Below are 26122 nucleotides of genomic sequence, written 5' to 3' on the forward strand. Positions count from 1 at the left end.
GCCCCCCCCCCCCGAAGGAGCGCTGCCGCTCGCGCAATCGGCGGCTCGGGCGGCGGGAAAGCCGCGGAACTTCCTCGGTGCGATGGCGAAGCCGGGCTTGTCGCTGATCGCCGAGATCAAGCGCGCGTCGCCGAGCGCCGGCGACATCGCGCCGGACGCGCGCCCCGCACCCCTCGCCCGCGCCTACGAGGCCGGAGGCGCGAGTGCGATCTCGGTGTTGACCGAGCCCGATCATTTCCGCGGGTCGCTCGACGATCTTCGCGCGGCACGTTCCGCGTGTGAGCTGCCGGTGATCCGGAAGGACTTCCTCTGCGATCCGCTCCATCTGTGGGAAGCGCGCGCCGCCGGGGCCGACGCCGTACTCCTCATCGTGGCGGCTCTGACGCAGACCGAGCTGGTGTCCCTCGCGGACCTCGCCGGCGATCTGGGGATGACCGCCTTGGTCGAAGCGCATTCGGCGTCCGAGGTCGACCGCGCGATCCAAGCCGGCGCGCGACTCGTCGGGATCAACACGCGGAACCTGTCGACGCTCGAGGTCGATCCCGCGATGGTCGGCAAGCTACGCCCCCTCGTCCCCGACGGGGTACTCGTCGTCGGCGAGAGCGGCGTCGCGACCCGCGACGACGTCCGCGACATGGAAGCGGCAGGCGTCGACGCGATCCTGGTCGGCGAGGCGGTCATGCGGGCCCCGGACCCGGCCGCGAAGATCCGCGAGCTTCTCGGCTGAGCCACTCTTTCACACGGATTTCACACGCGGCGCACGGCCGCTCCACCTCGGCGGGCGATAACACCATCGACCGTTCGACAAAGGAGGGGTCATGCGCACCAGAACAAAGCTCACGCTCGCAAGCAGCTTCGTCGGCGTCGTGGCGATGGCGGCGGCTGCCTTCGGACAGACCGGGCCCGGCACGGGCTCGGAGGAGGACAAGACGCCGAAGGGCGACCGTCCCGCCGCGGCCGCGAAGGACGGGGACCGCTGCGGTCGCGAGCACGCCGGACGCCGCGCCGGCAGGCTCGTCCACTCCGAAGCCAAAGTGCAGCTCCGGGAGGGCTTCGGGCTCATCACCGTCGACACCGGCAAGGTCACGGCCGTCGACCACTCGGCGAAGAAGATCACGATCAAGCGCGTCGACGGTGAGTCGGTGACCGCCACCGCGGTCGACGAAACCAACGTCTGCAAGGACGGCAAGAAAGCCTCGTTCGACGCGATCAAGGTCGGCGACTTCGCGCGACTGATGTCGGTCCGCTCCGAACGATTCACGGGCCTGCGCCGGATCGGCGTCTTCACCCCGGGATCCGAGCCGGCCGCGCCCGAGCGCTCGAAGGAGCGTCCTGCGGCGCCCGAGGGATCCTCCTCGGAGCAGAAAGCCGGATAGGTACGTCGTGGCGAGGGCCCCCGGAGCCGCACCGGGGGCCCGATCCATTCTCGGGCTCCCACAAGCCTCTCAGCTTCGTCGCGTACCATCTCCCTTGATGGCCGAAGCGATGATCCTGGTCGTCGAGGACGAGCAATCCATCGCCTCCCTCGTGACCCTCTATCTGACGAACGAGGGCTTCCGCGTCTCGCAGATCGCCGACGGGGCGCAGGCCCTCGACGCGGTCGAGCGCGTCAAGCCGGATCTCGTCATCCTCGATGTGATGCTGCCGGGGATGGACGGCGTCGAGATCTGCCGGCGCCTCCGCGCCGCCGGCGACGGGCTGCCGATCGTGATGCTGACGGCACGCGACGCGGAGGTGGATCGGATCCTGGGGCTCGAGCTCGGTGCCGACGACTACATCACGAAACCGTTCAGCCCGCGCGAGCTGGTTGCGCGGGTCAAGGCCGTGCTGCGGCGAACGTCCCGAGGCGGCGATGAAGATGAGACCGAGGTGCTGAGGGTCGCCGACGTGGAGATCGATCTCGCCCGGCGCGAGGTCCGGGCGGGCGAGCAAGCCGTCACGCTGACCGCGAAGGAGTTCGATCTCCTCGCGTTCCTGACCCGGAACCGCGGGATCGTGTTCTCGCGCGACCGTCTGCTCGACCGGGTGTGGGGATACGAGCGGCCGGTCGACACGCGCACCGTCGACTCGCACGTCAAGTCCCTGCGGCAGAAGCTCGGCTCCGCCGGATCCGTCGTCCTGACGGTGCGTGGGGTCGGCTACAAGGTGGACGCCGATCGTGGCGCGTAGCCTCCGCGGCCGCCTCGCGCGGGCGCTGGGACTTACCGCCGCGCTCTCCCTGGCGGCCTCGGCGCTGATCACGTTCGGGCTCGTCCGCCGCTACACCGCCGACCAAGCCGTCGCCGAGCTCCGCCGGTCCGCGAACGTCATCGCCGTCGAAGCGCGCGACCTCGACGTGCTCGAAGCGACGCGCTTCCGCGCGATCCGTCGCCTCCTCGAGGTCACCGGAAGTCTGTTCGGCGTCGTCGGCGGCAACGGCAACGTCCGCACCGACACGCCCGAGGCGGAGTCGGTCGTCGGAAAGGTCGACACCGACGGGCTCGTGGAGGGACGTTCGAGCCAGGGGTTCGTAGAGGTGTCGGGCACGCGTTACGCGTACGTCGCGGTGCCGGTGCGCGCGCGGTTCGCCGACCGACCAGGCCTCGTCGCCGGGATCATCCTGGCCAAGCGCGCCGGGGTGGGCTGGGCGCCGATCGTGTCGCGCGCGCTGCTCGCGGCAGGACTGGCGGCGTTGCTCGCCGCCCTGGCTTCGACCTTGCTCGCGCGGCGACTCGCTCGCCCGGTGCAGCAGGTCGCGGCGGCAACGACGCGCGTGGCGGCCGGCGACCTGACCCAGCGAGTGCCGGTGGAAGGCGACGACGAGCTCGCCGAGCTCGGGCGATCGTTCAACGCGATGGCGTCGGCGCTCGCCGAGGCGCGGCGCCGCGAAGGGGAGTTCCTCGCCAGCGTCTCACACGAGCTTCGCACCCCGCTCACGGCGATCCGCGGCTACGTCGAAGCGCTCGAGGAAGGCGCCGTCAGGGATGCGAAGGGCCGAAGAGAAGCGCTGGCGGTGATCAAGACCGAGACGGCCCGGCTCGAGCGGCTGGTCCGGGACGTGATGGACCTCGCCCGGCTCGACGCGCAGGAGTTCCGGCTCGAGCTGCGCGACGCCGACCTCGCCGACGTGTTGAAGTCGGCGCTCGGCGCCCACGGGACGGAAGCGGAATCGGCCGGCGTGTCGCTGACGCTGGTCGCACCGTCGGATGGTCTCCCGTGCCGTACCGACCCCGACCGCGTCCGCCAGATCCTGTCGAACCTCATCGAAAACGCGATCCGGGTGACGTCGGCGGGGGGTCGCGTTTCGCTCACGGGAAGCGCTGCGGAGTATTTGATCGTGATCGAAGTAACCGACACCGGGCCCGGCATCCCGGCCGAGCACGTTCCGCACGTGTTCGAACGGACCTATCTGCGCAACGTGGCGACGCGCGCCGAGGAGGGCTCGTCCGAACCGGAGCCGGGCCGGCTCGCGGCCGGGAGCGGCCTCGGGTTGGCGATCGTCCGCGAGCTGGTTCGCGCGTTGGGTGGCCGCGTCGAGGTCACGAGCTCGCCGGGCGAAGGCACAGCGTTCCGCGTCACGCTGCCGCGCTCGCGCGATTAGGCGTCGGATCCGATCGGCGCGCCGGCGTCGTGGTCGTGCTCGATGTCTTCGACCCCCGCGAGGAATCGAGCGAGCACGTCGATCGCGTGCTCCTCATCCGGGAATCGATCCAGGTAGTCGGCGAAATGATCCGCGACATCCCGGAACGTGACCTGCTCATGCCCGCGCTTCTCCATCAGCAGCTTGATGCCGTCGGTGATCATGCCCGGAGTCTCCCCGGCTCCCCGGCGGCTAAACGGAGGTTCGCGTTCGTCGGCTCGCCGGCGGTCGTGGTAGTAGTGCCCAGTCCAGGGTTGGGAGGTTTGTGTGATGGAGGACCGGACGGGACGCACGCGGACGGCATTCGTGGCCAACCTGATCTCGCCGAGGACGGTGCTCATCTTCATGGCTGGATTCCTGCTGGCGCTGTTGTCCGCGCGGATGTTGCCGAGCGCCGAGCTCTTTCACCCCGAAGGCCGGATCCACACGAAAGATATCGTCATAACCCTGCTGAACGGGCAGACGTTGGGTGAGCTCCGTGGCATCGCCACTGAGGAGGGCGAGTCGTTCGGCGGCAGACCGGAGGTGTGGGACGGCGATCTTCTACAGGAGGCGTTCGCCCACTTGGATTCAGGAGATTACCCTCTCGCTCTCCCAGCTCGGATCACCTATGTGGTTCCGCGGGAGGGAATCTGGGCGACGATCCGGATCGGGCGCCGCGACTAGCATGATGCTCGCCGAGCTCTCAACCCCCGCGCTGATCGTCGACGCCGACGCGTTCGAGCAGAACGTGAAGGTCATGAGCGAGACGCTGCCCGGCGCCCGTCTACGCCCCCACGTGAAGGCGCACAAATGCTCGGCGCTCGCCGCGCGCCAGGCCGCGGCGGGTCACCGGAACTTCTGCTGCGCGACGATCCGTGAGATGGAGGGCATGGCTCGGGCGGGCCTCGGCGACGATCTTCTCCTCGCGAACGAGGTTCTGGATGCGCGGCGCCTCGGGGTACTCGAAGCGCGGGTAACGGTCGCGGTCGATTCTGAGGAAACCGTTCGGGCGGCGGCCGACGGCGGCGTGCGCGAGGTCTTGGTCGACGTCAACGTCGGGCTGCCCCGCTGCGGGATCGCGCCCGAGGGCGCCGGGGCGCTCGCCGACTTCGCGCGATCGAAGGGGCTCGAGGTGCGCGGCGTCATGGGCTACGAGGGCCACGTCGTCGGCTTGCCGGACAGAGCGTTGCGCGAGCAGTTGACGAAGGAGTGCATGGAGAAGCTCGTCCTCGCGCACGAGCAAGTGGGTGGAGACATCGTCTCGGCCGGAGGCACCGGCACCTACGACATCAACACCTGGGCGAACGAGATCCAAGCCGGCTCGTACGTGCTGATGGACACGGCGTACGCGCATCTCGACCTGCCGTTCCGTCACGCGCTGTCGATCCTCGCGACCGTGATCTCCGTCTCGGCCGGACACGCCGTCGCGGACGCGGGCCTCAAGTCGATGGGGATGGACCACGGCAACCCGACCATCGAGGGAGCGGACGTGTGGTTCGTCGCCGACGAGCACATCACGTTCGCTCCTTCCGAGCCGGTGCGTGTCGGCGACCGGATCCGGATCCTTCCGGCGCACATCGACCCGACCGTCGCGTATCACGAGCGCATGCACCTGTACCGGGGCGGCGCCGTCGAAGACGAGTGGGCGGTGGACCTGCGCGGATGGTGAGCTCATCGATGTGGACCAACTGGGCCGGGACGGCGTCCTGCCATCCGGCGGAGACCGAGTTCCCGCGCTCCGAGGAGGAGATCGTCTCGGCGCTGAAGCGTGCCGCTCAGGCGGGGGAACGGGTCAAGGTCGCGGGAGCCGGTCACTCGTTCACCGACATCGCTTGCACCGGCGGCAGGATGCTCCGGCTCGACGGCTACGACCGGGTGCTCGAGGTCGATGCCGAGCGACGGCTCGTCACGGTCGAGGCCGGCATCTCGATCTTCAAGCTCGCCGACGAGCTCGCGCGGCACGGTCTCGCGTTCGCGAACCTCGGAGACATCGGCTATCAGGCGATCGCCGGCGCGATATCCACGGCCACGCATGGGACGGGAGCGCGGCTCGGCAATCTCGCGACCCAGGTCACGGGGCTCCGGCTCGCGCTCGCCGACGGCAGCACCCTCGATCTCTCGCCGGACTCCGATCCCGAGACGTTCAAGGCCGCGCAGGTTTCCCTCGGCGCGCTCGGCGTCACCTCGACCGTCACCCTGAAGTGCGTTCCCGCGTTCACGCTGCACGCCGTGGAGGCGCCGGGCCGGATCGAGGAAGTGCTCGAGAGCTTCGATCAGCTGGTCGGATCGAATGAGTTCTTCGAGTTCTACTGGTTCCCGCACACCGACCGCTGCATCACGAAGACCAACAACCGCACCGACGCGCCGGCGAAGCCCAAGGGCCGGCTCCGCGCGTGGGCGGAGGACATCTTCCTCGCTAATACGGTCTTCGGCATGGTCGCGCGGCTGGGGCGCGCGCGCCCGTCGATGATCCCGCGCCTCGCGAGGATCGTCGGGGCTGCGATCGGCCGCTCCGAGTACACGGACCGGAGCGACCATGTGTTCACGAGTCCGCGGCTGGTGCGCTTCGCCGAGATGGAGTACGCGATCCCGCGCTCCGACGCGCCGGCCGCCGTGCGTGAGGTCCGTCGCGTCATCGAGGAGCGCGGCTTCCGGATCAGCTTCCCGCTGGAGTGCCGGGTCGTCGCGCCGGACGACATCTTCCTGTCTCCGTCGCACGGCCGCGAGACCGCCTACATCGCGGTGCACGTCTTCCAGGGCATGGAGCACGAGCCGTACTTCCGCGCCGTCGAGGAGGTCATGCGCTCCTTCGGCGGCCGTCCGCACTGGGGGAAGATCCACTACCAGACGCATCAGACGCTTCGCGACCTGTATCCGGCATGGGGCCGGTTCGCCGCCGTCCGATCACGCCTCGACCCGCACGGCCGCTTCGCGAACACCTACGTAGACCGGGTGCTCGGCGTCGTTTGATATACCGGTCTGAGCCGAGTGCGCCGCTGCTAGACTCGGCCGCACCGTGACCCGAGTCGCTACAGACCCCGACGCCGGCGGCCATTTCGGCCGCTTCGGAGGCCGGTTCGTCCCCGAAGCACTGATGCACGCGCTGGCCGAGCTCGAGCACGAGTTCGACATCGCGTCGAAGGACGACGCGTTCCGATCCGAGCTCGACGAGTTGCGGCGCGTGTACGCCGGGCGGCCGACGCCGCTCTGGCACGCGCGGCGTCTGAGCGATCACGCCGGCGGGCCGCAGATCTATCTCAAGCGCGAGGATCTCGCCCATACCGGTGCGCACAAGATCAACAACACGCTCGGCCAGTGTCTGCTCGCCAAGCGGATGGGCAAGCAGCGGATCATCGCGGAGACCGGAGCCGGACAGCACGGCGTCGCGACCGCGACCGCGGCCGCGCTCTTCGGTCAGGAGTGCGTCGTCTACATGGGCGAGGAAGACACGCAGCGGCAGGCGCTCAACGTCTTCCGTATGGAGCAGCTCGGCGCGACCGTGATCCCGGTCACGATCGGCTCGCGGACCCTCAAGGACGCGATCAACGAGGCGCTCCGCGACTGGGTGACCAACGTCGAGTCGACGCACTACGTGCTCGGCTCGGTGGTCGGACCGCATCCGTTCCCGCTCATCGTGCGCGAGTTCCAGAAGGTGATCGGCGAGGAAGCGCGGGCGCAGATCCTCGAGGCTGAGGGCCGCCTGCCCGACGCGGTCGTCGCCTGCGTCGGGGGCGGCTCGAACGCGATCGGCATCTTCCACGGATTCATCGGCGAGCCGGGGGTGCGACTGGTCGGCGTGGAAGCGGCCGGCCGGGGCGTGGACACCGGTGAGCATTCCGCCACGATCGCAGCGGGACGGCCGGGCGTCCTGCACGGCGCGCTGTCGATGCTGATCCAGGACGACGACGGCCAGGTCCGTACCACCCACTCGGTCTCGGCCGGACTGGACTACCCGGGGGTCGGTCCGGAGCACTCCTATCTGGCCGAGCTTGGCCTCGCCTCGTACGAGACCGCCTCGGACCAGGAAGCCCTCGACGCGTTCGGTCTCCTCGCGCGCACCGAAGGGATCCTGCCGGCGCTCGAGCCGGCGCACGCGCTCGCGTGGACGGTGCGCAACGCGCGGTCGCTCGGAGATCTCGTGATCGTCAACCTGTCCGGCCGCGGCGACAAGGACGTCGAGACGGTCCGACGCATCCTCTCCGGTGATGGCACGCGCTGACGCGCCGCCGAAGCAGCGGCTGACCGAGGCCTTCGCGGCCGGTCGCGCCGGATCTCGCGCGCTCCTGATGCCGTTCCTCGTCGCGGGTTTCCCGGAGGAACAGACGTTCGTCGAGGTCGCGCGCGCGTGCGGCGAAGCCGGCGCGGATGTGCTCGAGATCGGGATCCCGTTCAGCGACCCGATCATGGACGGACCGGTGATCCAAGCGGCGGCGAACCACGTGCTTGTGCGCGGCGGCTCCACCGCGTCGATGATCGCACTGGCCGGCGAGGCCGCCGCGGCGGCCGGCGTGCCGGCGGTCGCGATGACCTACTACAACCTGCTGTACGGCATGGGCCTCGACCGGTTCGCCGCCGCGATCGCGGACGCCGGGCTGTGCGGCGTCATCGTTCCAGACCTCACGGTCGAAGAGTCTGCCGACTGGCGCAAAGCCTGCGCCGCCGCGGGGATCGCGTCGGTGTTCATGGCATCGGTCACGTCGCCCGACGACAGGCTGCGCGCGATCGGTGAAGTGAGCGAGGGCTTCGTGTACGCCGCCTCACAGCTCGGCGTCACCGGGGTCCGTCGGGAGATGTCGTCGCGAGCGCGGGAGCTCGTCTCGCGTATCCGCGCGGCGACAGATCTTCCGGTGGCGGTCGGGATCGGCGTCTCAACGCCGGAGCACGCCGCCGACGTGGCCTCCTACGCGGACGGCGTGATCGTCGGGAGCGCGTTGGTGAAGGCGGTCGGGGACGCGAAGGATCCGGCCTCCGGCGCGCGGGAACTCGTGAGCGCGTTGCGCTCCGGGATTGCCGAACCAAGAGGTTAGTGTCGTAGGGTCACGATAGAATCAAAGAGACGCGGCGGTGATGGAACGGTATACATAGCATCCTCAAAAGGTGCCGTCCGTAAGGGCATGTGGGTTCGAATCCCACCCGCCGCACCAATCAAATGCGCTCGGAGCTTGAAGTCACGCACGTCCTGTCGCTCGTCGAACGCGGGCTCAACGACTGTGCCATCTCACGGATCACGGGGATCCCCCGGCCGACCGTGAGCGACTGGAGGCACGGTCGCGTTCCTCGGCGGGTTCGGGACCGAAGCGGCGGCTGCTTCGTGTGCCTCGGGGACATGTCGATGGTTCCGAGTCGATCGTCTGCGTACTTGCTCGGTCAGTACCTAGGGGATGGCTACATCGCAAGACTTCGGAAAGGCGTCTTTGCGCTTCGAATTTTCTCGTTCTCGGGCTATCCGGCGATCATCGCCGAGTGCGTCACGGCAATGAATGGTGTCATGCCCAAGAACAAGGTCGCCGTCACTCCTGTCCCCGGCGCGAGGCTCGTCGTTATCGTCTCTTCGTCGAAACACTGGCCGTGTCTGTTCCCGCAGCATGGTCCTGGCAAGAAGCATGAACGGCCCATCCGCCTGACCGATTGGCAACAGTTGATCGTGGAGCATCATCCGGAAGCGTTCTTGAAAGGTCTGATCCACTCGGATGGCTGCCGGTATGTGAATCGCGTCAAACACTACGAGTATCCGAGCTACGGATTCACGAACATGTCCCACGACATCGTCAAGGCCTTTACCGATGCGTGCGATCAACTCGCGATCAAGTGGCGGCGCTCAAATTTCAAGAACATCGCGATCACACAACGCCAATCAGTCGCCGTGATGGACTCGTTCATCGGCCCCAAGCGATAGCGTCGAGCCACGAGGCCTAGAGCGGCTCGAACGTCTTCGCGATCTGCTCCCACAGCGGCTTGTAGGTGGACGCGTGCCCGGGCGTGGTCGTCATCGACAGGACGAACCCCCGGTTCCCCTTCATGAAGAGATACTGTCTCACCGCGATCACACGGTCGCCGCGGGGTGAGTTCAATGTGAACACAGAATCGATGAGGGCCGCCCGGCCGCCCGGGAGCGCGATGTTGTCGTCTGCGACGGTGACCGTCACCCTCGGCACCTGACGGAGCTGGGACAGGTTGGCGTCGAGATACTGCGTGAAGTCGACGCCCGCAGGGAGCGGCTCCACGACCACGTTGACGTTGGTCGCGAACTCCTCCGCCAAGGTCGGGGAGCGCGTGTCGAAGGCGAAGAAGCGAACGAGCTCGTTGAGGCTCCCGGCCACCTGACCCTCGATCTGCTCCGCGAGATCGGGGTTATCTTGCCGCAACGCCTCGAGGGAGGCGTCGACCTCGCCGTGCGATACTTTCTGCCACCCCGGCGGCAGACCGAGCCGGAAACCGTCCGCGGAAATATCGTGGGCCGTCCAACCGGCGGGGATGCCCGCCGAATCGACCTTCTTCTCCTCGTCGCTTGACCGGAGCAGGAACACCGCGGCCGCAACCCCACCGAGCATCGCGACCCCGAGGACGATCGCCAGGACCGGGCGCAGCCTCCTGCCTTTAACGGGCGCGAACGAGGGCGGCGGCGGAGGCACGTCGGAGGAGTACGGCTCCTGCGACGCGGGAGGTCCCGGAGGGTTGATCATCGCCGCCATCCTTGCACGCCCGGGGATGGTTTCAACCCATTCCAGGGTTCGAGGCATAGCGACCCGCTCTCTCGACGTTCCTATACTCAACACATGGCGCAGATGCATTGGGGGCCGAGCATGTTCCGGTCCCGCGAGGAGCTCAAAGGCCGGCGACTCGCTCCCGGTGTGATCCGGCGCGCCATGGGGTTCGCGAAGCCCTACAAGACGTCGATCGTGCTGTTTTTGATCGCGACCGTGGCGGGGTCCTTCCTTGCCGTCGTCCCCGCGCTCCTGTTCCGGCGCCTCATCGACCACGCCCTGCCCGCCGAGAACCGGGGCGAGCTCACCGTCCTCGCCCTCGCGGCGGTCGGGGTCGCGTTCGGCATCGCCATGCTTTCCCTCGCGGGACGGTGGTTCTCCGCGCGCGTCGGGGAGGGCCTTATCTACGACCTCCGCGTGAGGCTCTTCGATCATGTGCAGCGGATGCCGCTCGCGTTCTTCACTCGGTCGCAGACCGGCGCCCTGATCTCCCGACTGAACAACGACGTCGTGGGAGCGCAGCAAGCGGTGACCGGGACACTCGGTAACATCGTGTCGAACTCGATCAGCGTCGGATCGATCCTGATCGTCATGCTCGCGCTCCATTGGCAGTTGACGCTGCTGGCGCTCGCCGCGCTGCCGCTGTTCTTGATCCCATCGCGTTACCTGGGGCGCGCTTTGGTCGGAATCACCCGCGAGCAGATGCAGCTCAACGCGCAGATGAACACGTTGATGACCGAACGGTTCAACGTCGCGGGCGCGCTCGTGGCGAAGCTGTTCGGCCGACCGGACGACGAGAAGGTCGGATTCGCGAACCGGGCCGGGCGGGTGCGCGACATCGGTATCCGGCTGGCACTCTTCATGCGGGTCTTCTTCGTCCTCCTCGGGCTCGTCGCCGCCGTGGGCACGGCCGTGGTCTACTGGGTCGGCGGACGCGCCGTGATCAACAACCCTGAAGCATTCACTTCCGGAACGCTGGTCGCATTCGCCCTGTTCGTGACGCAGCTGTACTCGCCGCTCACGCAGCTCACGAACGCGCGCGTCGACCTGATGACCGCGTTCGTCAGCTTCGAGCGCGTCTTCGAGGTGCTCGACCTCGAGCACCCCATCGCCGATCGCCCCGGCGCGACCGACCTCGTCCGTCCCGTCGGCCGGGTGGAGTTCGATCACGTCTGGTTCCGCTACCCCACGGGGGCGGAGTCTTCGCTCGCTTCGCTCGAGGAAGGGCTCCCCACGCAGCACGAGAACGGCGTACCGACCTACGTCCTGCAGGACGTCTCGTTCGACATCCCACCCGGCCGGACGGTCGCGCTCGTCGGGCCGTCCGGCGCCGGCAAGACCACGATCGCGATGCTCGTCCCGCGGATCTACGACGTCACCGAGGGCGCGATCCGCGTGGACGGCCGCGACGTGCGCGACGTGACGATGTCCTCGCTGACGTCCGCGATCGGCGTCGTCACGCAGGATCCGCACATGTATCACGACTCGATCGCGGAAAATCTGCGCTTCGCGCGGCCCGACGCGACCGATGAGGAGCTCGTCGAAGCCGCGCGCGCAGCGCAGATCTACGACCTCATCGCATCGCTGCCCGACGGCTTCAACACTGTGGTGGGGGAGCGCGGCTACCGGCTGTCCGGCGGTGAGAAGCAGCGACTCGCGATCGCACGCGTGCTGCTGAAGGATCCCGCGATCCTGATCCTCGACGAGGCCACCGCACACCTCGACTCGGAGTCGGAAGCCCTGATCCAGAAGGCGCTCGCGCGCGCGCTGGAGAACCGCACCGCGATCGTGATCGCGCACCGGCTCTCCACGATCGTGGACGCGGACGAGATCCTGGTCGTGGACGAAGGCCGGGTCGTGGAGCGCGGGCCGCACGCCGAACTCATCACGGCCGGCGGGACCTACGCCGAGCTGTACGAGACGCAGTACAGCAAAGCGCCCGCCTGAGCGAGGACGGTTACGCCGCGCGGCGAAGCCCGGCGCCGCCGTCCGGACGCTTCCGGAAGAGCCGGATCGGCCAATTGCTGCTCCGCCGTGGCGGCTCGGCCACGCCGATCCTCCAGATGTCGCCGGGCAGCGGGAGCGGCGGCGTGAAGCGCGAGGCGAGACGGCGGGTCCGACGGACCCCGAACGCGAGCAGACCCGCGTAACCCGCGGTGGCACCGATGGCGGCCGCGGTTCCGGCGGCACCCTCCGTCCTAACGGACACGACCGCAGGAACGAAGATCAGGCCGAGGGTCAGCAATGGGGAGAGCGCCGCGAACCCGTAGACGAACAATCGCGCCGGCGATCCCGGCTCCCGATAGAGCCCCGCCGACGCGATCTGGGTCGTCATATCGACCTCCGGCTCATTATCCCACCGGGACGGCTCCTGGGGTATACCCCACGGTGCGGATGGCTCCCGAGAACTCGACGACGTAGAAGGTCATCGCCTCGCCCGAGGTGTCGAACGTGGAGTCGGGCGGCGCGATCCGGACCGAGGAAGGATTCTGGAAGCCCGATGCGACCAGGCACCCCTCTCCGGACCCGGGATCGACGCTGAGCAGCTCGCCGAGACCGTTCGCGACGACGTACAGCGTGCCGTCGGGCGAGCGAGTCATGTCGTCCAAGCCCTTGACGCCGAGCAAGGGCTTCGACGGGTCCGGGGACGTGTACACGGCCGGCTCCAGCGACACGACGCCGAAGGTGAGCACCGCTGCCGTTCCGTGCGAGCCCGGATCCTCGAGGGGGATGCGCTCGATCGGCGATCGCTGGTCGAACGTGATCGCGGCGTAGAGGTTCTCGCCGGCCGGGTCGACGACGAGGCCGTTCGTTCCCCACACGTCGGCGAAGAGATGCCAGTCGCCGGGCGCCGTACGCGGGATGCGGATCAGTCCGCGGTCGACGTCGTTCGAGATGAACAGATCGTCGCCGGGCCCGAACGTCATGCCGTTCGCCATGCTGAATCCCTCGGCGTAGGTCTCGAGCGTGCCGGTGGGATCCGACGGGGCGAAGCGAACCACCTTCGAAAGTCCCCGGCGCAAGGCCGCGTCGAGGATGCTGTTCCCCGAGCCCGCGTAGATCAGGCCGTCCGGGCCCTGCGCCAGCCCGCCCGGATAGATGCCGTCGAGGGAGCCGATCTCCGTTCCATCGTGGTCGAGGCGCACGATCCGCTGCGCGGTCGAGTCGGAGACCCACAGAGACCCCTCGGCGAACAGCAGGTTCTCCAGCAGATCGGTGCCCATCTTCTTCCAGACCACCGGTCCCGTAACCGTGCCCGGACAGGGATCCTGCGTAAGGATGCCGGCGCCCGCCCCGCTCACAAGGAGCGTCGGCGCGGCCAGGCAGATCGCGAGGAGCCTCTTCATGGTGAACGTCAGGTTCTGGGGATGGGCAACCGAATCCTCCCTGCATGGCAGGCGGAGCGAGGTGCTTGCGCACTCGTGAACTCGACAGTAGCCTTTTGAACCCCTCTACCGGCATACGCATGCCGAGCCGGGAGCCCCGATCGTGAACGTGAACGAGCGTCTCGCCTCGCTGTCCGCCGAGATCGCCGAGGAACAGATCCACCTGCGCATCCTCGAGGAGCAACTCGCGTTCCAGTCCGAGGTCGCCGACGACGCGCGGATCCGGGCGCTCGTGTCGGAGACGCCGCTTGCCGACCGTGAGTCCCACATCGCCTCCGACGACCTCCGCCGGTTGGAGCGCTCGCGCGATGAGTCTCAGCGGCGACTCGCCGATCTTCGCGACGAACAGGATTCACTGCTTGAGCGGATGCTCGAAGAGGTCTCCGACCAGGGCGCCTAACGCATTCGGCCGCCAAACCGAAAGCCGTTACACTCTCGGCCTCATGGACACCCCGAAACCACGCGTTCTCATCGCCGAAGATGAGGCGATCATCCGCATGGATCTGCGCGAGATCCTCGAAGAAGAAGGCTATGAGGTGATCGAAGCCTCCGACGGCGAGGAAGCGGTTCGCCTCGCCCGCGAAGTCCGGCCCGAGCTCGCCATCCTCGACATCAAGATGCCGAGGAAAGACGGGCTCGCGGCCGCTCAGGAGATCAGCGTCGAACGGATCGCGCCGGTGCTGATCCTGACGGCGTACTCGCAGCGCGATCTCGTCGAGCAAGCGGCCGAATCGGGGGCCATGGGCTACCTCGTGAAACCGTTCCAGAAGCACGACCTGCTTCCGGCGATCGAGATGGCCAAGGGCCGGTATCAGCAACTGGCCGCCTTGGCCGACGAGGTGGGCGACCTTACGGAGCGGCTCGAGTCGCGCAAGGTCATCGATCGCGCCAAAGGCCTGCTCATGGACCGGTACAAGATGACCGAGGCGGATGCCTTCCATTTCATCCAGAAAGCAGCGATGGAGCAGCGTTTGACCATGCGTGACGTGGCCGAGAAGGTCATCGATGGCAGGCTCGACGCTCCATCCTGAGCAAGCCGTTCGGCGAATCGTCCCTCCGGCTGGGCAATCGCGGCCGCCGCCGGGCTCGTATACCAGCGAGGACGGCCGGCCCAGCCCCAACCCCAGGACATCCCCGGCTCCTAGGGCTACTGGGGGGGTCCGCAGTAGAATCCGACCGTTCGAGAGGACAGGCTCTACGGAGGGGGTCCGGATGAGGAAGAAGTCCGTTCTTGCGGTTTCGATGGTCGCGGCGCTGGCTCTGGTGTTGTCGGCGTGCGGCGATGACGGTCCCACCACGCCGGCGGCGGCGGCATGCTCGCCCACGCAGCTCCAGGCTCTGGGATCGGTGGGCGGCAAGGTTCGCGCCGCAGGCAACATCCAGTCGGCGGTGACGAAGCAGGCGCCGCTCGCGCAAGCCAAGCCCGAAGTGAAGATCGGCCTCATCGGCGATCTCACCGGCTCGAACTCGTCGCTGGTGGTCCACGGACGCGACGCGGTGGCCCTCGCGTTCAAGCTCGCGAACGAAGCCGGCAACCTCCCGGTCACCGTCACGCTCGTGGCGCTCGACAACAAGGAAGCCGCACCGACCACGGCGCCTCCCCTGGCGCAGCGTCTGATCAGCGACGACAAGGTCGTCGGCGTGATCGGCCCGGCGTTCTCCGGTGAGACGTCCGCCGTCGGCCCGCTGTTCAAGCAGGCGCGTCTGGTGCACGTCACGCAATCCGCGACCCGTGTCGACCTGACCCAGCAGAAGTGGGACACCTTCTTCCGGGCTGTCGGCGGGGACTCCGACCAGGCCGCTGCGGCCGGCAAGCTCATGGCCACGGCTCTGAAGTGCAAGAAGGTCGCGGTCATCGACGATAAGTCGGCGTACGGCCAGGGTCTAGCCGACATCGTCGAGAAGGAGCTCACGAACGCCGGCGTCGAGGTTGTGGTCAATGAGAGCATCGAGCCCACGACCGACTACACGACGCTCGTCGACTCACTGTTGGCGAAGTCGCCCGACGGCGTCTTCTACGGCGGCTACGTCGCCCAAGCTCCGCTGATCTTGAAGCAGATGCGGGCCAAGGGCGTGAAGGCAACGTTCGTATCCGGTGACGGCAGCAAGGACGACAAGTTCGTGACCGACGCAGGTGCGGACGCCAACGGCGTCCTTTTCACGTGTCCCTGTCTCGACCCGAACGTCTCCAGCGCGGCCGACGCCAAGGACTTCGTCGCGAAGTTCCAGGCGGAGTACAAGCGGGCACCGGGCGTGTACGGAGCGGAAGGCTGGGACGTGGCACAGATGTTCATCGCTGCGTTCAAGGCCGGCAAGACCACCCGGGCCGACGTCCTCCAGTTCATCACCGACCTGAAGGACTTCAAGGGCCTCACGAAGACCTTCAACTGGACGACCGACGAGGCCGCCCTGCACGAGGTCACGGACAAAGGCGTGAACATCTACGGCATCCGGCAGGGGAAGATCGTGCTCCTGGGGCCGATCCAGAAGTTCGCGTCCTAGAAGGAGAAATCCGCTGAGGCAGAGGAAGGGCCGCCGCTCGCGGCGGCCCTTCCGCTATCTTTCGTGACCGCACATGCCTGACTGCTTGGGATCGGAGCTGCAGTTCCGGATCGTCGGGGGCCTGTCGACGGGCTCTATCTACGCGCTCATCGCGCTCGGCTACACGCTCGTGTACGGAGTGTTGCAGCTGATCAACTTCGCCCACTCCGAGGTGTTCATGAGCGGCATCCTCGGCGGCATGCTGTTCCTCAACGTCTTCGCGGGCGGCGATCAGACGGTCGCTCCGATCCTGTTCTTCGTCGCGTTCATCCCCACGATGGCTGCGGCCGCCGGCGTCGCGGTTGTTCTCGAGCGGGTGGCTTACCGCCCGTTACGCCGCCGCGGCGCGTCACGTCTGGCGTACCTCATCAGCGCGATCGGCGCGTCGTTCTTCCTCTCCAACCTCGTGCTCCTCTGGCGCGGCCGCGAATACGAGAACTTCCCCCGCTCGCTCGATCCCGCGCCGTTGTTCAACGTCGGCCGCGTGCCGATCCAAACGGCCGACATTGTGATCCTGATCGCCATGGTCGTCATGATGGTCGGCCTCGATCGATTCGTTCAACGGACGCGCACGGGCAAGGGGATCCGCGCCGTCGCACAGGACGTCGAGACCGCCGGGTTGATGGGCGTCGACATCAACAAGATGGTGACGGTGACCTTCATCATCGGCGGCATGCTCGCCGGCGCCGCCGGACTCCTCTACGGCTTGAAGTTCGGCGTGATGCGGTTCGACATCGGATTCCTCCCGGGGATCAAGGCCTTCACCGCCGCGGTACTCGGCGGTATCGGGAACATCCGGGGAGCGATGGTCGGCGGCATCACTCTCGGGCTCATGGAAAGCATCGGCGCGGGCTGCTTCGGGAACGCATGGAAGGACGTCATCGCGTTCGTGCTCCTCGTCGGCGTGCTCATGTTCCGGCCGACCGGGCTGCTGGGGGAAGGCGTGGGGCAGAAGGCATGATCCCGCTCGGGCTCGGACCCTGGCCGCGAACCGGCTTGATCTTCGGCGGGTTCGCCGTGGCCATCACATTGCTGCTCTACGCGGAGCGTCGGGTCGGCGAGCCGCTCCGGCGCTTCTACGACCGGAACGAGCGCTGGGTGTTCCCGTCGTCGTTCCTCGGGTTCATCGTGTTCGGTGCGGTGCTGATCCCGCTGGTCTCGGACAAGGTGCAGGTGGAGCTCGCGTTCACGGTCGGCGTCTTCGCGCTCCTCGCGTTGGGTTTGAACGTCGTGGTGGGGTTCGCCGGCTTGCTGGACCTGGGGTATGTGGCGTTCTTCGCGATCGGCGCCTACACGATGGGGATCCTGTCGAACTCGGGGCCGATACAGCTGCCCTGGGAGCTCGGCACGTGGGCGATCCTGCCGATGGCCGTGGCGATCACGTTGCTCGCCGGATTCCTGCTCGGCGCGCCGACGCTGCGGCTGCGCGGCGACTACCTCGCGATCGTGACCCTCGGCTTCGGCGAGATCGTTCGGATCGTCGCGCAGAACCTCGATTCGATAACGCGCGGCTCGAAGGGGGTCATCGGGATCCCACCGCCGGAGAACCCCTTCACGGGCGAGCCGTTCGGGGTCGGGAACCCGACGACGTTCTACCTCACGACGTTCGGCTTCTTGCTCCTGATGATCCTCGTGATCCGGCGTCTCAACCGCTCGCGCGTCGGCCGGTACTGGGCGGCGATCCGCGAGGACGAGGTCGCGGCCGAGGCGATGGGCGTGCCGACGCTTAAGTACAAGCTGTGGGCATTCGCGATCGGTGCGTCGACATCGGGGTTCGCCGGCGTGATCTACGCCTCGCGCGTCGGGTTCATCTCGCCGGAGTCGTTCCAGCTGATCATCTCGATCACGATCCTGGCGATGGTCGTTCTCGGCGGGCTCGGCAGCATCGCCGGGGCCTTGGTCGGCGCCGCGATCATCACGATGATCCCCGAGGTGCTGCGCTCGCTGCCCCCGCAGGTGCAGGATGCCCGCTACCTGATCTTCGGCGCGATCCTCGTCGCGATGATGATCTTCCGGCCCCAGGGCGTTATCCCGAGCCGACGCCGCGCCGCCGAGCTCAAGGGCGAGCTCGTCGAGGTCGGCGTTCCGGGAGTCCCCGGCGAAGCGCCGCCGGCCGACGTGATCCGCGAGCCGGTATCGGGCGAGGAGGGGAGCTGATGGCGCTCCTCGAGGTGACCGGCTTGACGAAGACGTTCGGCGGCTTGCAAGCGTTGCGGGACATCGATCTGTCGGTCGAGGAAGGTCAGATCAAGGGACTGATCGGGCCGAACGGCGCCGGGAAGACCACCTTCTTCAACCTGGTGACCGGCGTGTATCCGCCGACCGCCGGGACCGTGAAGTTCGATGGGAAGTCGACGGTCGGCCGGAAGCCGCATCAGGTCACCAAGCTCGGCATCGCCCGCACGTTCCAGAACATCCGGCTGTTCGCCAACATGACGGCGCTCGAGAACGTGATGGTGGGCATCGACGCCCACCATCGCATCAGCGTGCTCGGCGCGATCATCCGCCTGGGACGCGCACGCCGCGAGGACCACGAAACCCCTGGGCAGGCGCACGACCTGCTCAAGTCCGTCGGCATCGGGCACCTGGCGAACGAGCTCGCGAAGAACCTGTCCTACGGGGACCAGCGCCGCGTCGAGATCGCGCGAGCTCTGGGCACACGGCCGAAGCTCCTCTTCCTGGACGAGCCGGCCGCCGGGATGAATCCCAACGAGAAGGCCTCTCTGATGCGGCTCATCCGCCAGATCCTCGACGCCGGCGTCACCATCCTGCTGATCGAGCACGACATGAAGGTCGTGATGGGGATCTGCCAGGAAGTCGCGGTGCTGGACTTCGGTCAGAAGATCGCCGAAGGAAGGCCGGAGGTCGTCCAGAGGGATCCCAAAGTCATCGAGGCGTACCTCGGCGTCGGCGCCGCCGTCGGCGAGGAAGGGGCCTGACGTGGCGTTCCTCGAGCTCGACGACGTCCACGTCTACTACGGCAACATCGAGGCCGTGAAGGGGATCTCGCTTCACGTCGAGGAAGGCGAGATCGTCACGCTCATCGGCGGCAACGGCGCCGGCAAGACGACCACGCTGAAGACGATCTCCGGCGTGCGCCGGCCGGCCAAAGGCACGATCCGCTTCGCGGGGGAGCGCATTGACACGCTGGCCCCGCACGAGATCGTCGAGCGAGGCATCTGTCAGTCGCCGGAGGGCCGGCGGATCTTCTCGCAGATGTCCGTCAAGGAGAATCTCGAGATGGGCGCGTACGCGCGGGGTCGCGACGATACCTCGGCTGAGTTCGCGCGGGTCATGCAGCTGTTCCCGGTGCTCGAGGAGCGTCTGACGCAGGCGGGCGGCACACTGTCGGGCGGGGAGCAGCAGATGCTCGCCATCGGCCGGGCGCTCATGTCGCGGCCGAAGCTCTTGCTGCTCGACGAGCCCTCGATGGGTCTCGCGCCGATGCTCGTCCAGCGGATCTTCGACATCATCCGGGAGATCAACGCGCAGGGGACGCCGATCCTTCTCATCGAGCAGAATGCGCACATGGCCTTGCAGGCCGCCCACCGCGGGTATGTGATCGAGACCGGCGAGATCGTGCTGCACGACGAAGCGCGCGCGCTCCTCGGCAACGATAACGTTCGGAAGGCCTACCTCGGAGAGTCGTAGGCCATGGGAACCGGAGGGAGGCAACGATGAGGAAGAGCCTTTACATGCTGGGCGTCGTGGCGATGCTCCTGCTGTCGGCGTGCGCCGAGGACGAACCAACGGTGACGCCGAAGGCGAGCCCGACGATTCCGTCGGTGACCGTCAACGACTGCGTAAACAACGCCGGATCGCAGGCACCGGCAGCGCCGAAGGGCGTCGACTACAAGACCCAGCTGAACGACGCCGGGGTCCTGAGCGTCGGCTCCGACAACGCGTTCCCGCCGTTCGAGAACATCGAAGCGGGCAAGACTGAACCGACCGGCTTCGCCGTCGATCTCTACAAGGAGATCGCCAAGCGACTCGGTCTGACCGCTAAGTCGACGACGACCTCGTTCGACGGCTTGTTCACCCAGTCCATCCCCCGCGGCCAGTTCGATGTCGGTATCTCCTCCATCACGATCAAAGAATCCCGCAAGCAGACCGTGGACTTCACCGACCCGTACTTCGAAGCCAACCTGTCGCTCGCCGTCAACGTGCAGAAGACGCCGAACATCAAGACCATCGACGACCTTGCCGGTCAGACGCTCGGCGTGCAGACGGGGACCACCGGCGCCGACTGCGCAGACGCGCTCGTCAAGCAGGGGAAGGCGAAGGACGTGAAGAAGTTCGACAACGCGATCCAGGCGTTCGACGACCTGGTCGCCGGAGGCGTCGGGGCCGTTGTGAACGACCGGCCGGCGTCCGAGGGCATCATCGCGCAGCGCAGCGCGATCAAAGTGGTCCAGGTGTTCGAGACCAACGAGAAGTACGGCATCGCGATCTCGAAGGACAAGCCCGACCTTCGCGTGGCGATCAACGGTGCCCTCGAGGCGATGATGAAGGACGGCACCTACGCCACGATCTACAAGACGTGGTTCGGAACTGACGTGCCGTTCACGATCCCGATCCAGTAGCGCCGAACGACTCGAGGGGCCTGCCGTTGGGGCGGGCCCCTCGTCGTAAAGGGGGATCACATGGCGACCCAGGCGGTTGACCTCGGGCCTTTCGCGCCCGAGCAAGGTCCGACGAGCCGATGGGCGGCACTCGCAGCCGCGCTGGGCCTCGGGGCCGCCGGTGTGACCGCCGTCGCGATCCTCATCGATCTGGGCGGCGCGGGCACCCTTCGGAGCCGGAGCTGGGCGGTGCCGTTCGGCGGCGCGGCGCTGATCGCCGCGATCATCGGGCTCTACCAGGTATCCGTGCTCGGCCGGAAGGGCCGGACCTTGGCGGCATGGGGCGCCGCGTTCGGGGTCTCCGCGGCCGTCGTCGCCTTCGTCCACGGCGGCGTTCAAACGGGAACGCTCGAGCTCCGCGAGTTCGGCGTGGCCTACTTCAACCGCACCGTGATGGCCAACATCTGGAGGGACATCCTCAAGGCCGCGGTCAACACCGTGAAGTACGCTGCGATCGCCGAAGCGTTCGGGATCGTGCTCGGCCTCGCCGTCGCCACGTTCGTCATCTCCAAGCGATGGTGGCTCCGGATCCCCGCGACGATATATGTCGATGTCGTTCGCGGGTTGCCGCTGCTGATGTTGCTGCTGCTCGTATACTTCGGCCCGACGTTCGTCGGGATAACCTGGTCATCGTCGATCGCCGCCGGGCTCGTCGCCCTTACCATCAACAGCTCCGCGTACATGGCCGAGATCTTCCGCGCCGGCATCCAGTCGGTCGAACGCGGGCAGATGGACGCGGCGCGGAGCCTCGGGATGCCGTACGCGACCGCGATGATCCAGGTGATCATCCCGCAAGCGGTGCGCAGGGTCATCCCGCCGCTGACGAACGAGTTCATCGCGCTCGTCAAGGACACATCGCTCCTGCTGATCCTCGGCATGACGGTCTCGCAACGCGAGCTGCTCACCGCGGCTCGTCAGCTTTCCTCGGACTCGTTCTCCGCCACGCCCTACATGAGCGCGTCGATCCTGTACCTCGCGATCACGCTTCCCCTCACGCGGGTGGTTACCAGGCTGGAGCGCCGGCTGCAGGCTGGCCAGTCACTGCCTCCGATCCGCACCCGCACGATGAGCCACGGACGTGGTCACCCGAGCGGATGACGTCGGACGCCATGATCCGCGTCGAGGGCCTCCACAAGAGGTTCGGGGATCTCCACGTACTCAGGGGGATCGACCTCTCGATCTCGCTTCGGGAGGTTCTCGTGATCATCGGGCCTTCCGGCTGCGGGAAGAGCACGCTCCTCAAGTGCCTCAACCGGCTGGAGGAACCGAGCGAAGGACGCATCTTCGTCGAGGGGATCGACATCACTCAGCCTCGCGTGGACGTGAACAAGGTCCGCCGCGAGGTCGGCACGGTCTTCCAGCAGTTCAACCTCTTCCCGCACAAAACCGCACTCGGTAACGTCACGCTCGCGCTGGAAAAAGTGCTTCGCATGCCCGCCGAACAGGCGCGCGAGATCGGCGTCCGCGAGCTCGGACACGTCGGCCTCGGCGACCGCATCGACCACTACCCGTCGCAGCTCTCCGGCGGACAGCAGCAGCGGGTTGCGATCGCGCGCGCGCTCGCCATGTCGCCGAAAGTGATGCTCTTCGACGAGGTCACGTCGGCGCTCGATCCCGAGCTCGTCAAGGAAGTGCTCGATGTGATGAAGCGCCTCGCGTCCGAGGGGATGACGATGGCCGTCGTCACGCACGAGATGGGATTCGCGCGCGAGGTCGGCGACCGCATGATCTTCATGGACGAGGGTCGCATCGTCGAAGAGGGCCATCCCGGCACCCTTCTGTCGAATCCGCAGCACGCGCGAACACGGGCGTTCATGGGAAAGATCCTGTGAATGCGAGGGGCCGATTTGACTTCGGGACGCGCATGTTGTCGCGATGCGGTTTCCCCAGTTTGACTCGCCCGTCAGCGCCCTGTTAGCGTCGCCGCCGGTCGCTGGAAATCAGCGGCCCGAGAAGAGCCCGAGCACCGAGTAGCCGGTCTTGCGTTTGGGGAAGGCGCGAGGACGGCCAAAGGGGCCCGGGCTCTTTCCGTTTTCGGGCTATCCTGCGCGCGTGCCGACCGTGCGGCCCGCGACCCTCGACGACATGGACGCCCTGCTGGCCCTCTGGCGCGATCTCGAGGAAGCCCAGGGCAGCTTCCGGTTGTTCCCGCCGGTCGAGGACGCCGCTCAGCGCATCGAGGACTCCTTCCGCGACGCCGTGGCATCGGCGGACGCCGACGTCTTGCTGGTTGTGGACGATGACGGGACCCCCGCGGGGATGGCGCTCGTCCACCTGGAGCACCCCTCACGTATGAGTAGCGAGCGGGCCGTCGAGCTCAGCCGTGTGGTGGCTCGCCCGGACCGCCGGGGGTCCGGGATCGGCACGTTTCTGGTTGATGCCGCGGGTGAATGGGCCCGCGAGCGCGGAGTGCGGTCGATGGTCGCCGCCGTCTTCGTAGGGAACGAGGCAAGCCGCGGATTCTGGCGGGCCGCGGGGTTCGTCCCATGGGTCGAGCGCATGGTCCGGCCCATCGACCCGCCTTAGAGACTCGCGGGGAATGGGCGATAGAGCGTGTCCCTTTCTGCCCGTTCCACTGGAAGCGTGGCCCAAAACCTACGCTGAGCGACGCTGTTGGGTCACGCTTCCGCGGACCGGGCAGATTCAGTCACCGCCTCCGAGCTAGCGGTCGGTGCCGGTCTTGACCCGGGCCGGGATCCACGCGACGCGGCGGTCGCCGCGGAAGAGCACGAGATGATCGGGCCGGAATCGGATCTCGACGCGCTCGCCCGGGGTGAAGATCTCCTGCGACGAGTGAGCACCGGTGACGACGCGTCCGGTCTGCAGGCGCACAGTCGAAAGGCTGAGCACGCCTTTGAAGCGGCGGCCGACGACTTCGGGCGCGCTCCGGTCCCGGGTGCGGACGAGTCGGATGTCCTCCGGGCGCAGCATGATCTCGACCGGCCCCGGCTCGACGTCTACCCCGTTCATCGGATAGGCGCCGAGCTCCGTCACGAGCTCGTCGGTGGTGACCTCGGCTGGTAAGAAATCGGCGTCGCCGACGAAGTCGGCCACGAATCGCGTCTGCGGCGTGTGGTAGATCTCCTCAGGCCGTCCGAGCTGCTCGATCCTTCCTTCGTTCATGACGGCGATCCGATCGGCGATGTCGAACGCCTCCTCCTGATCGTGCGTCACGAAGACGGTGCTCGTCCCGGTCGTGCGCAAGATCGCCCGGACCTCTCCGCGGACGCGCTCGCGGAGATCCGCGTCGAGGTTGGAGAACGGCTCGTCGAGGAGAACGATCGCCGGGCCCGGCGCGAGCGCGCGCGCCAGCGCGACGCGCTGCTGCTGCCCGCCGGACAGTTCGTGCGGATACCGGTCGCCCAGCCCTCCGAGCCCGACGAGCGAGAGCGTGGACGCGACCCGCTCCGCGCGGCCCTCGCGGTCGACGCCGAACCCGACGTTCCCGGTCACCGACAGGTGCGGGAACAACGCGTAGTCCTGGAACACGAACCCCACGCGCCGGCGCTCGGGCGGGACGAACAGCCGATCCCCGACGACCGGTTGCCCCGCGAGCTCGATCGCCCCGGTCTCCGCGCGCTCGAACCCCGCGACCAGTCGGAGGAACGTGGTCTTCCCGCAGCCACTCGGCCCGAGCAGGGCCATGATCTCGCCGGGCTCCACCGCGATCGTGACGTCGTCGACCGCGACCGTCGGCCCGAAGCGTTTGGTCAGGCCGACGCAGCGAACCGCGGGATCGTGCGCCGTCACGGGCCGTAGCGTACCGGCGCCGCGGGGTTCGAGGGCCGTTCTCAACGGGTGCTCTTCTCGCGGAGCATCAAGACGGCCAGCGGGATCGACGAGGCCAGCACGATCGCCAGAGCCGGCGGCGCCGCGCGATCGAAGAAGGAGGCGTTGGTGGCCGTCCACACCTCGGTCGCCAGCGTCCGGAAGCCGGTCGGAGCCAGGAGCAGCGTCGCCGGCAGCTCCTTCATCGCCGTCAGGAACACCAGCGCAGCACCGGCCGCGATCCCCGGACGCACGAGCGGCAGGATCACCCGGCCGACGGTGCGGAGGCGGCCGGCGCCGAGCGAATGCGCCGCGTCTTCGAGCGCCGGGTTGAGCTGGAGCAACGACGCCCGTAACGGTCCCTGCGCCTGCGGCAGGAACAACACGATGTAGGCGAACACCAGGAGGACGAGCGTCTGGTACAAGGCCGGGACCGCCCGGATGCCGAAGAACACCAACGCCAGCGCGACGACGAGCCCCGGGAGGGCGTAGCCCGTGTACGAAGCTCGCTCGGTCGCCCGAGCGAGCTTCCCGGGGAACCGGACCGCCATAACGGCGATCGGCCACGCAGCGGCCACGGCCAGAACGGCGCCGAGCGCGCTTGCCTCGAAGGAGTTGAGCGCGGCGCCGAGTGTCCGCCCGATGTCCCCGCCCTCGCGGGCGCTGTGGAGCATCCAATAGGTGACGACCCCGAGCGGAAGCAGCAGTGCGACCGAGACCAGCGCGCTGCACGCGGCGAACGCAGGCCATCGCCGCCGTCCGAGGCGTCGCACGCGCGGCTGGCGCGGAGCCCCGGCGTGTGAGCGGTAGTACGCGGCGCGCCCGCGGGCACGCGACTCCACCGCCAGGATCGCGATCGTGAGCGCCACGAGCACGAGTGAAAGGGCCGCCGCGCGGCTCCGGTCGAACGATCCCTGGTAGCTGACGTAGATGGACCGCGTGAACGTGTCGTATCGCAGCAGCGACACGGCCCCGAAGTCGTGGATCGTGTACAGGGCGACGAGGAGCCCGCCCGCCGTTGCGGCCGGACGCAGCTGGGGGAGCACGATGCGACGGAACGTTTCCCGGTCGTTGCGACCGAGCGCGCGTGCGGCCTCCTCGAGCGCGGGGTCGAGTCGGCGCACGGCGGCTCGGACCGTGAGGAGCACGTACGGATACGTGAAGAGCGTGAGCACCAGCCAGGCGCCGAAGAACCCGTAGATCTCGGGGAGGCGATCGATGCCGAGTGGTGCGAGGAGCTCCTGCGCGAGTCCCTTCGGCCCGAGCGCGGCGACGAACGCGTAGCCGCCGACGTAGGTCGGGATCACGAGTGGGAGCGCGGTCAGGACCGCGAAGGCGCGCCGGCCGGGCAGGTCGGTGCGCGTGGTGAGCCACGCGAGGGGAACGCCGATCGCGAGCGCGCCGGCCGTCACCGCGGCCGCCAGGGCCAGGGTGCGGAGCAGCAGGGCCAGGGTGGTTCCGTCGGTGATCGTGGCGAGGAAGTCGTGCGCGCCTCCTTCG

28 protein-coding genes and 1 tRNA gene are annotated in these 26122 nt (G+C 67.8%); 23 read left to right on the forward strand and 6 right to left on the reverse strand.

What is annotated here, in order from left to right; genetic code table 11:
* The 4 genes from trpC to WEB06_00125 all read left to right on the forward strand — a co-directional run.
* On the forward strand, positions 1 to 727 hold a 727-nt coding region (gene trpC, locus WEB06_00110), incomplete at its 5' end, for an indole-3-glycerol phosphate synthase TrpC (protein MEX2554020.1).
* Positions 728 to 818: 91 nt separating this feature from the next.
* The gene (locus WEB06_00115) at positions 819 to 1376 is read left to right on the forward strand and encodes a hypothetical protein (protein ID MEX2554021.1); all 558 of its coding nucleotides are present in this window, start codon (positions 819 to 821) and stop codon (positions 1374 to 1376) included.
* 97 nt (positions 1377 to 1473) lie between these two features.
* Complete coding sequence (locus tag WEB06_00120) at positions 1474 to 2169, forward strand: response regulator transcription factor (GenBank protein ID MEX2554022.1); 696 nt, start codon at positions 1474 to 1476, stop codon at positions 2167 to 2169.
* Positions 2159 to 3580: a HAMP domain-containing sensor histidine kinase gene (locus WEB06_00125; protein ID MEX2554023.1), complete on the forward strand. Its 1422-nt coding sequence runs from the start codon at positions 2159 to 2161 to the stop codon at positions 3578 to 3580. Before WEB06_00120 ends, WEB06_00125 begins: the two co-directional genes overlap by 11 nt.
* Here WEB06_00125 and WEB06_00130 read toward each other — a convergent pair.
* Positions 3577 to 3783: a DUF6104 family protein gene (locus WEB06_00130; GenBank protein MEX2554024.1), complete on the reverse strand. Its 207-nt coding sequence runs from the start codon at positions 3781 to 3783 to the stop codon at positions 3577 to 3579. The genes WEB06_00125 and WEB06_00130 overlap by 4 nt on opposite strands.
* Before the next feature lie 106 nt (positions 3784 to 3889).
* On the opposite strand from WEB06_00130, the gene WEB06_00135 reads away from it, so the two are divergent.
* The 7 genes from WEB06_00135 to WEB06_00165 all read left to right on the forward strand — a co-directional run bounded on the left by WEB06_00135 (position 3890) and on the right by WEB06_00165 (position 9497).
* The gene (locus WEB06_00135; protein MEX2554025.1) at positions 3890 to 4285 is read left to right on the forward strand and encodes a hypothetical protein; all 396 of its coding nucleotides are present in this window, start codon (positions 3890 to 3892) and stop codon (positions 4283 to 4285) included.
* A 4-nt stretch (positions 4286 to 4289) separates the two neighbouring features.
* Positions 4290 to 5270 (forward strand): alanine racemase, encoded by a 981-nt coding sequence (locus WEB06_00140; protein ID MEX2554026.1) that lies wholly within the window; start codon positions 4290 to 4292, stop codon positions 5268 to 5270.
* A complete protein-coding gene (locus tag WEB06_00145; protein MEX2554027.1) occupies positions 5264 to 6571 on the forward strand; it encodes a D-arabinono-1,4-lactone oxidase in 1308 nt (435 codons plus the stop codon). Before WEB06_00140 ends, WEB06_00145 begins: the two co-directional genes overlap by 7 nt.
* Before the next feature lie 46 nt (positions 6572 to 6617).
* Positions 6618 to 7820, forward strand: a complete 1203-nt coding sequence (gene trpB, locus WEB06_00150; protein ID MEX2554028.1) for a tryptophan synthase subunit beta — start codon at positions 6618 to 6620, stop codon at positions 7818 to 7820.
* The gene (gene trpA, locus WEB06_00155) at positions 7807 to 8628 is read left to right on the forward strand and encodes a tryptophan synthase subunit alpha (GenBank protein MEX2554029.1); all 822 of its coding nucleotides are present in this window, start codon (positions 7807 to 7809) and stop codon (positions 8626 to 8628) included. Before trpB ends, trpA begins: the two co-directional genes overlap by 14 nt.
* Positions 8629 to 8659: 31 nt before the next feature.
* Positions 8660 to 8745, forward strand: a tRNA-Leu gene (locus WEB06_00160).
* Between the two features lie 215 nt (positions 8746 to 8960).
* On the forward strand, positions 8961 to 9497 hold the full coding sequence (locus WEB06_00165) for a hypothetical protein (GenBank protein ID MEX2554030.1): 537 nt from the start codon (positions 8961 to 8963) through the stop codon (positions 9495 to 9497).
* A 16-nt stretch (positions 9498 to 9513) separates the two neighbouring features.
* Here the strand turns inward: WEB06_00165 and WEB06_00170 are convergent, their stop codons facing one another.
* Entirely contained in the window at positions 9514 to 10284 is a 771-nt protein-coding gene (locus WEB06_00170; protein MEX2554031.1) for a hypothetical protein, read from the reverse strand.
* A gap of 93 nt (positions 10285 to 10377) precedes the next feature.
* Here WEB06_00170 and WEB06_00175 point away from each other — a divergent pair, with 93 nt between their 5' ends.
* Positions 10378 to 12252, forward strand: coding sequence for an ABC transporter ATP-binding protein (locus WEB06_00175; GenBank protein MEX2554032.1), 1875 nt, complete (start codon positions 10378 to 10380; stop codon positions 12250 to 12252).
* A 10-nt stretch (positions 12253 to 12262) separates the two neighbouring features.
* Here the strand turns inward: WEB06_00175 and WEB06_00180 are convergent, their stop codons facing one another.
* On the reverse strand, positions 12263 to 12640 hold the full coding sequence (locus tag WEB06_00180) for a hypothetical protein (GenBank protein MEX2554033.1): 378 nt from the start codon (positions 12638 to 12640) through the stop codon (positions 12263 to 12265).
* Between the two features lie 16 nt (positions 12641 to 12656).
* Entirely contained in the window at positions 12657 to 13652 is a 996-nt protein-coding gene (locus WEB06_00185; protein ID MEX2554034.1) for a hypothetical protein, read from the reverse strand.
* 148 nt (positions 13653 to 13800) lie between these two features.
* On the opposite strand from WEB06_00185, the gene WEB06_00190 reads away from it, so the two are divergent.
* From WEB06_00190 to WEB06_00240, 11 genes are all read left to right on the forward strand, one after another.
* A complete protein-coding gene (locus WEB06_00190) occupies positions 13801 to 14091 on the forward strand; it encodes a hypothetical protein (protein ID MEX2554035.1) in 291 nt (96 codons plus the stop codon).
* 43 nt (positions 14092 to 14134) lie between these two features.
* A complete protein-coding gene (locus WEB06_00195) occupies positions 14135 to 14722 on the forward strand; it encodes a response regulator (GenBank protein ID MEX2554036.1) in 588 nt (195 codons plus the stop codon).
* Positions 14723 to 14903: 181 nt separating this feature from the next.
* Positions 14904 to 16193 (forward strand): branched-chain amino acid ABC transporter substrate-binding protein, encoded by a 1290-nt coding sequence (locus tag WEB06_00200; GenBank protein MEX2554037.1) that lies wholly within the window; start codon positions 14904 to 14906, stop codon positions 16191 to 16193.
* 73 nt (positions 16194 to 16266) lie between these two features.
* Positions 16267 to 17193 (forward strand): branched-chain amino acid ABC transporter permease, encoded by a 927-nt coding sequence (locus WEB06_00205; protein ID MEX2554038.1) that lies wholly within the window; start codon positions 16267 to 16269, stop codon positions 17191 to 17193.
* Complete coding sequence (locus WEB06_00210) at positions 17190 to 18389, forward strand: branched-chain amino acid ABC transporter permease (protein ID MEX2554039.1); 1200 nt, start codon at positions 17190 to 17192, stop codon at positions 18387 to 18389. Before WEB06_00205 ends, WEB06_00210 begins: the two co-directional genes overlap by 4 nt.
* Positions 18389 to 19171 (forward strand): ABC transporter ATP-binding protein, encoded by a 783-nt coding sequence (locus tag WEB06_00215; GenBank protein ID MEX2554040.1) that lies wholly within the window; start codon positions 18389 to 18391, stop codon positions 19169 to 19171. The genes WEB06_00210 and WEB06_00215 overlap by 1 nt, the downstream gene beginning before the upstream one ends.
* Before the next feature lies 1 nt (position 19172).
* Positions 19173 to 19883 carry an ABC transporter ATP-binding protein gene (locus WEB06_00220; protein ID MEX2554041.1) on the forward strand — a complete coding sequence of 237 codons (711 nt, stop codon included), beginning with the start codon at positions 19173 to 19175 and terminating at the stop codon, positions 19881 to 19883.
* Positions 19884 to 19909: 26 nt separating this feature from the next.
* Positions 19910 to 20815, forward strand: a complete 906-nt coding sequence (locus WEB06_00225) for a transporter substrate-binding domain-containing protein (GenBank protein ID MEX2554042.1) — start codon at positions 19910 to 19912, stop codon at positions 20813 to 20815.
* 60 nt (positions 20816 to 20875) lie between these two features.
* The gene (locus tag WEB06_00230) at positions 20876 to 21952 is read left to right on the forward strand and encodes an amino acid ABC transporter permease (protein MEX2554043.1); all 1077 of its coding nucleotides are present in this window, start codon (positions 20876 to 20878) and stop codon (positions 21950 to 21952) included.
* Between the two features lie 11 nt (positions 21953 to 21963).
* Positions 21964 to 22686 (forward strand): amino acid ABC transporter ATP-binding protein, encoded by a 723-nt coding sequence (locus tag WEB06_00235; protein MEX2554044.1) that lies wholly within the window; start codon positions 21964 to 21966, stop codon positions 22684 to 22686.
* Positions 22687 to 22906: 220 nt separating this feature from the next.
* On the forward strand, positions 22907 to 23380 hold the full coding sequence (locus WEB06_00240; protein ID MEX2554045.1) for a GNAT family N-acetyltransferase: 474 nt from the start codon (positions 22907 to 22909) through the stop codon (positions 23378 to 23380).
* Between the two features lie 135 nt (positions 23381 to 23515).
* On the opposite strand, the gene WEB06_00245 is transcribed toward WEB06_00240, so the two are convergent.
* Both WEB06_00245 and WEB06_00250 read right to left on the reverse strand, forming a co-directional pair.
* Positions 23516 to 24604 carry an ABC transporter ATP-binding protein gene (locus WEB06_00245; protein ID MEX2554046.1) on the reverse strand — a complete coding sequence of 363 codons (1089 nt, stop codon included), beginning with the start codon at positions 24602 to 24604 and terminating at the stop codon, positions 23516 to 23518.
* Positions 24605 to 24645: 41 nt separating this feature from the next.
* Positions 24646 to 26122, reverse strand: a 1477-nt coding sequence (locus WEB06_00250) for an iron ABC transporter permease (protein MEX2554047.1), incomplete at its 5' end; no start/stop codon positions are given.

Source organism: Actinomycetota bacterium (assembly GCA_040905475.1).
Classification (GTDB): Bacteria; Actinomycetota; AC-67; order AC-67; family AC-67; genus DATFGK01.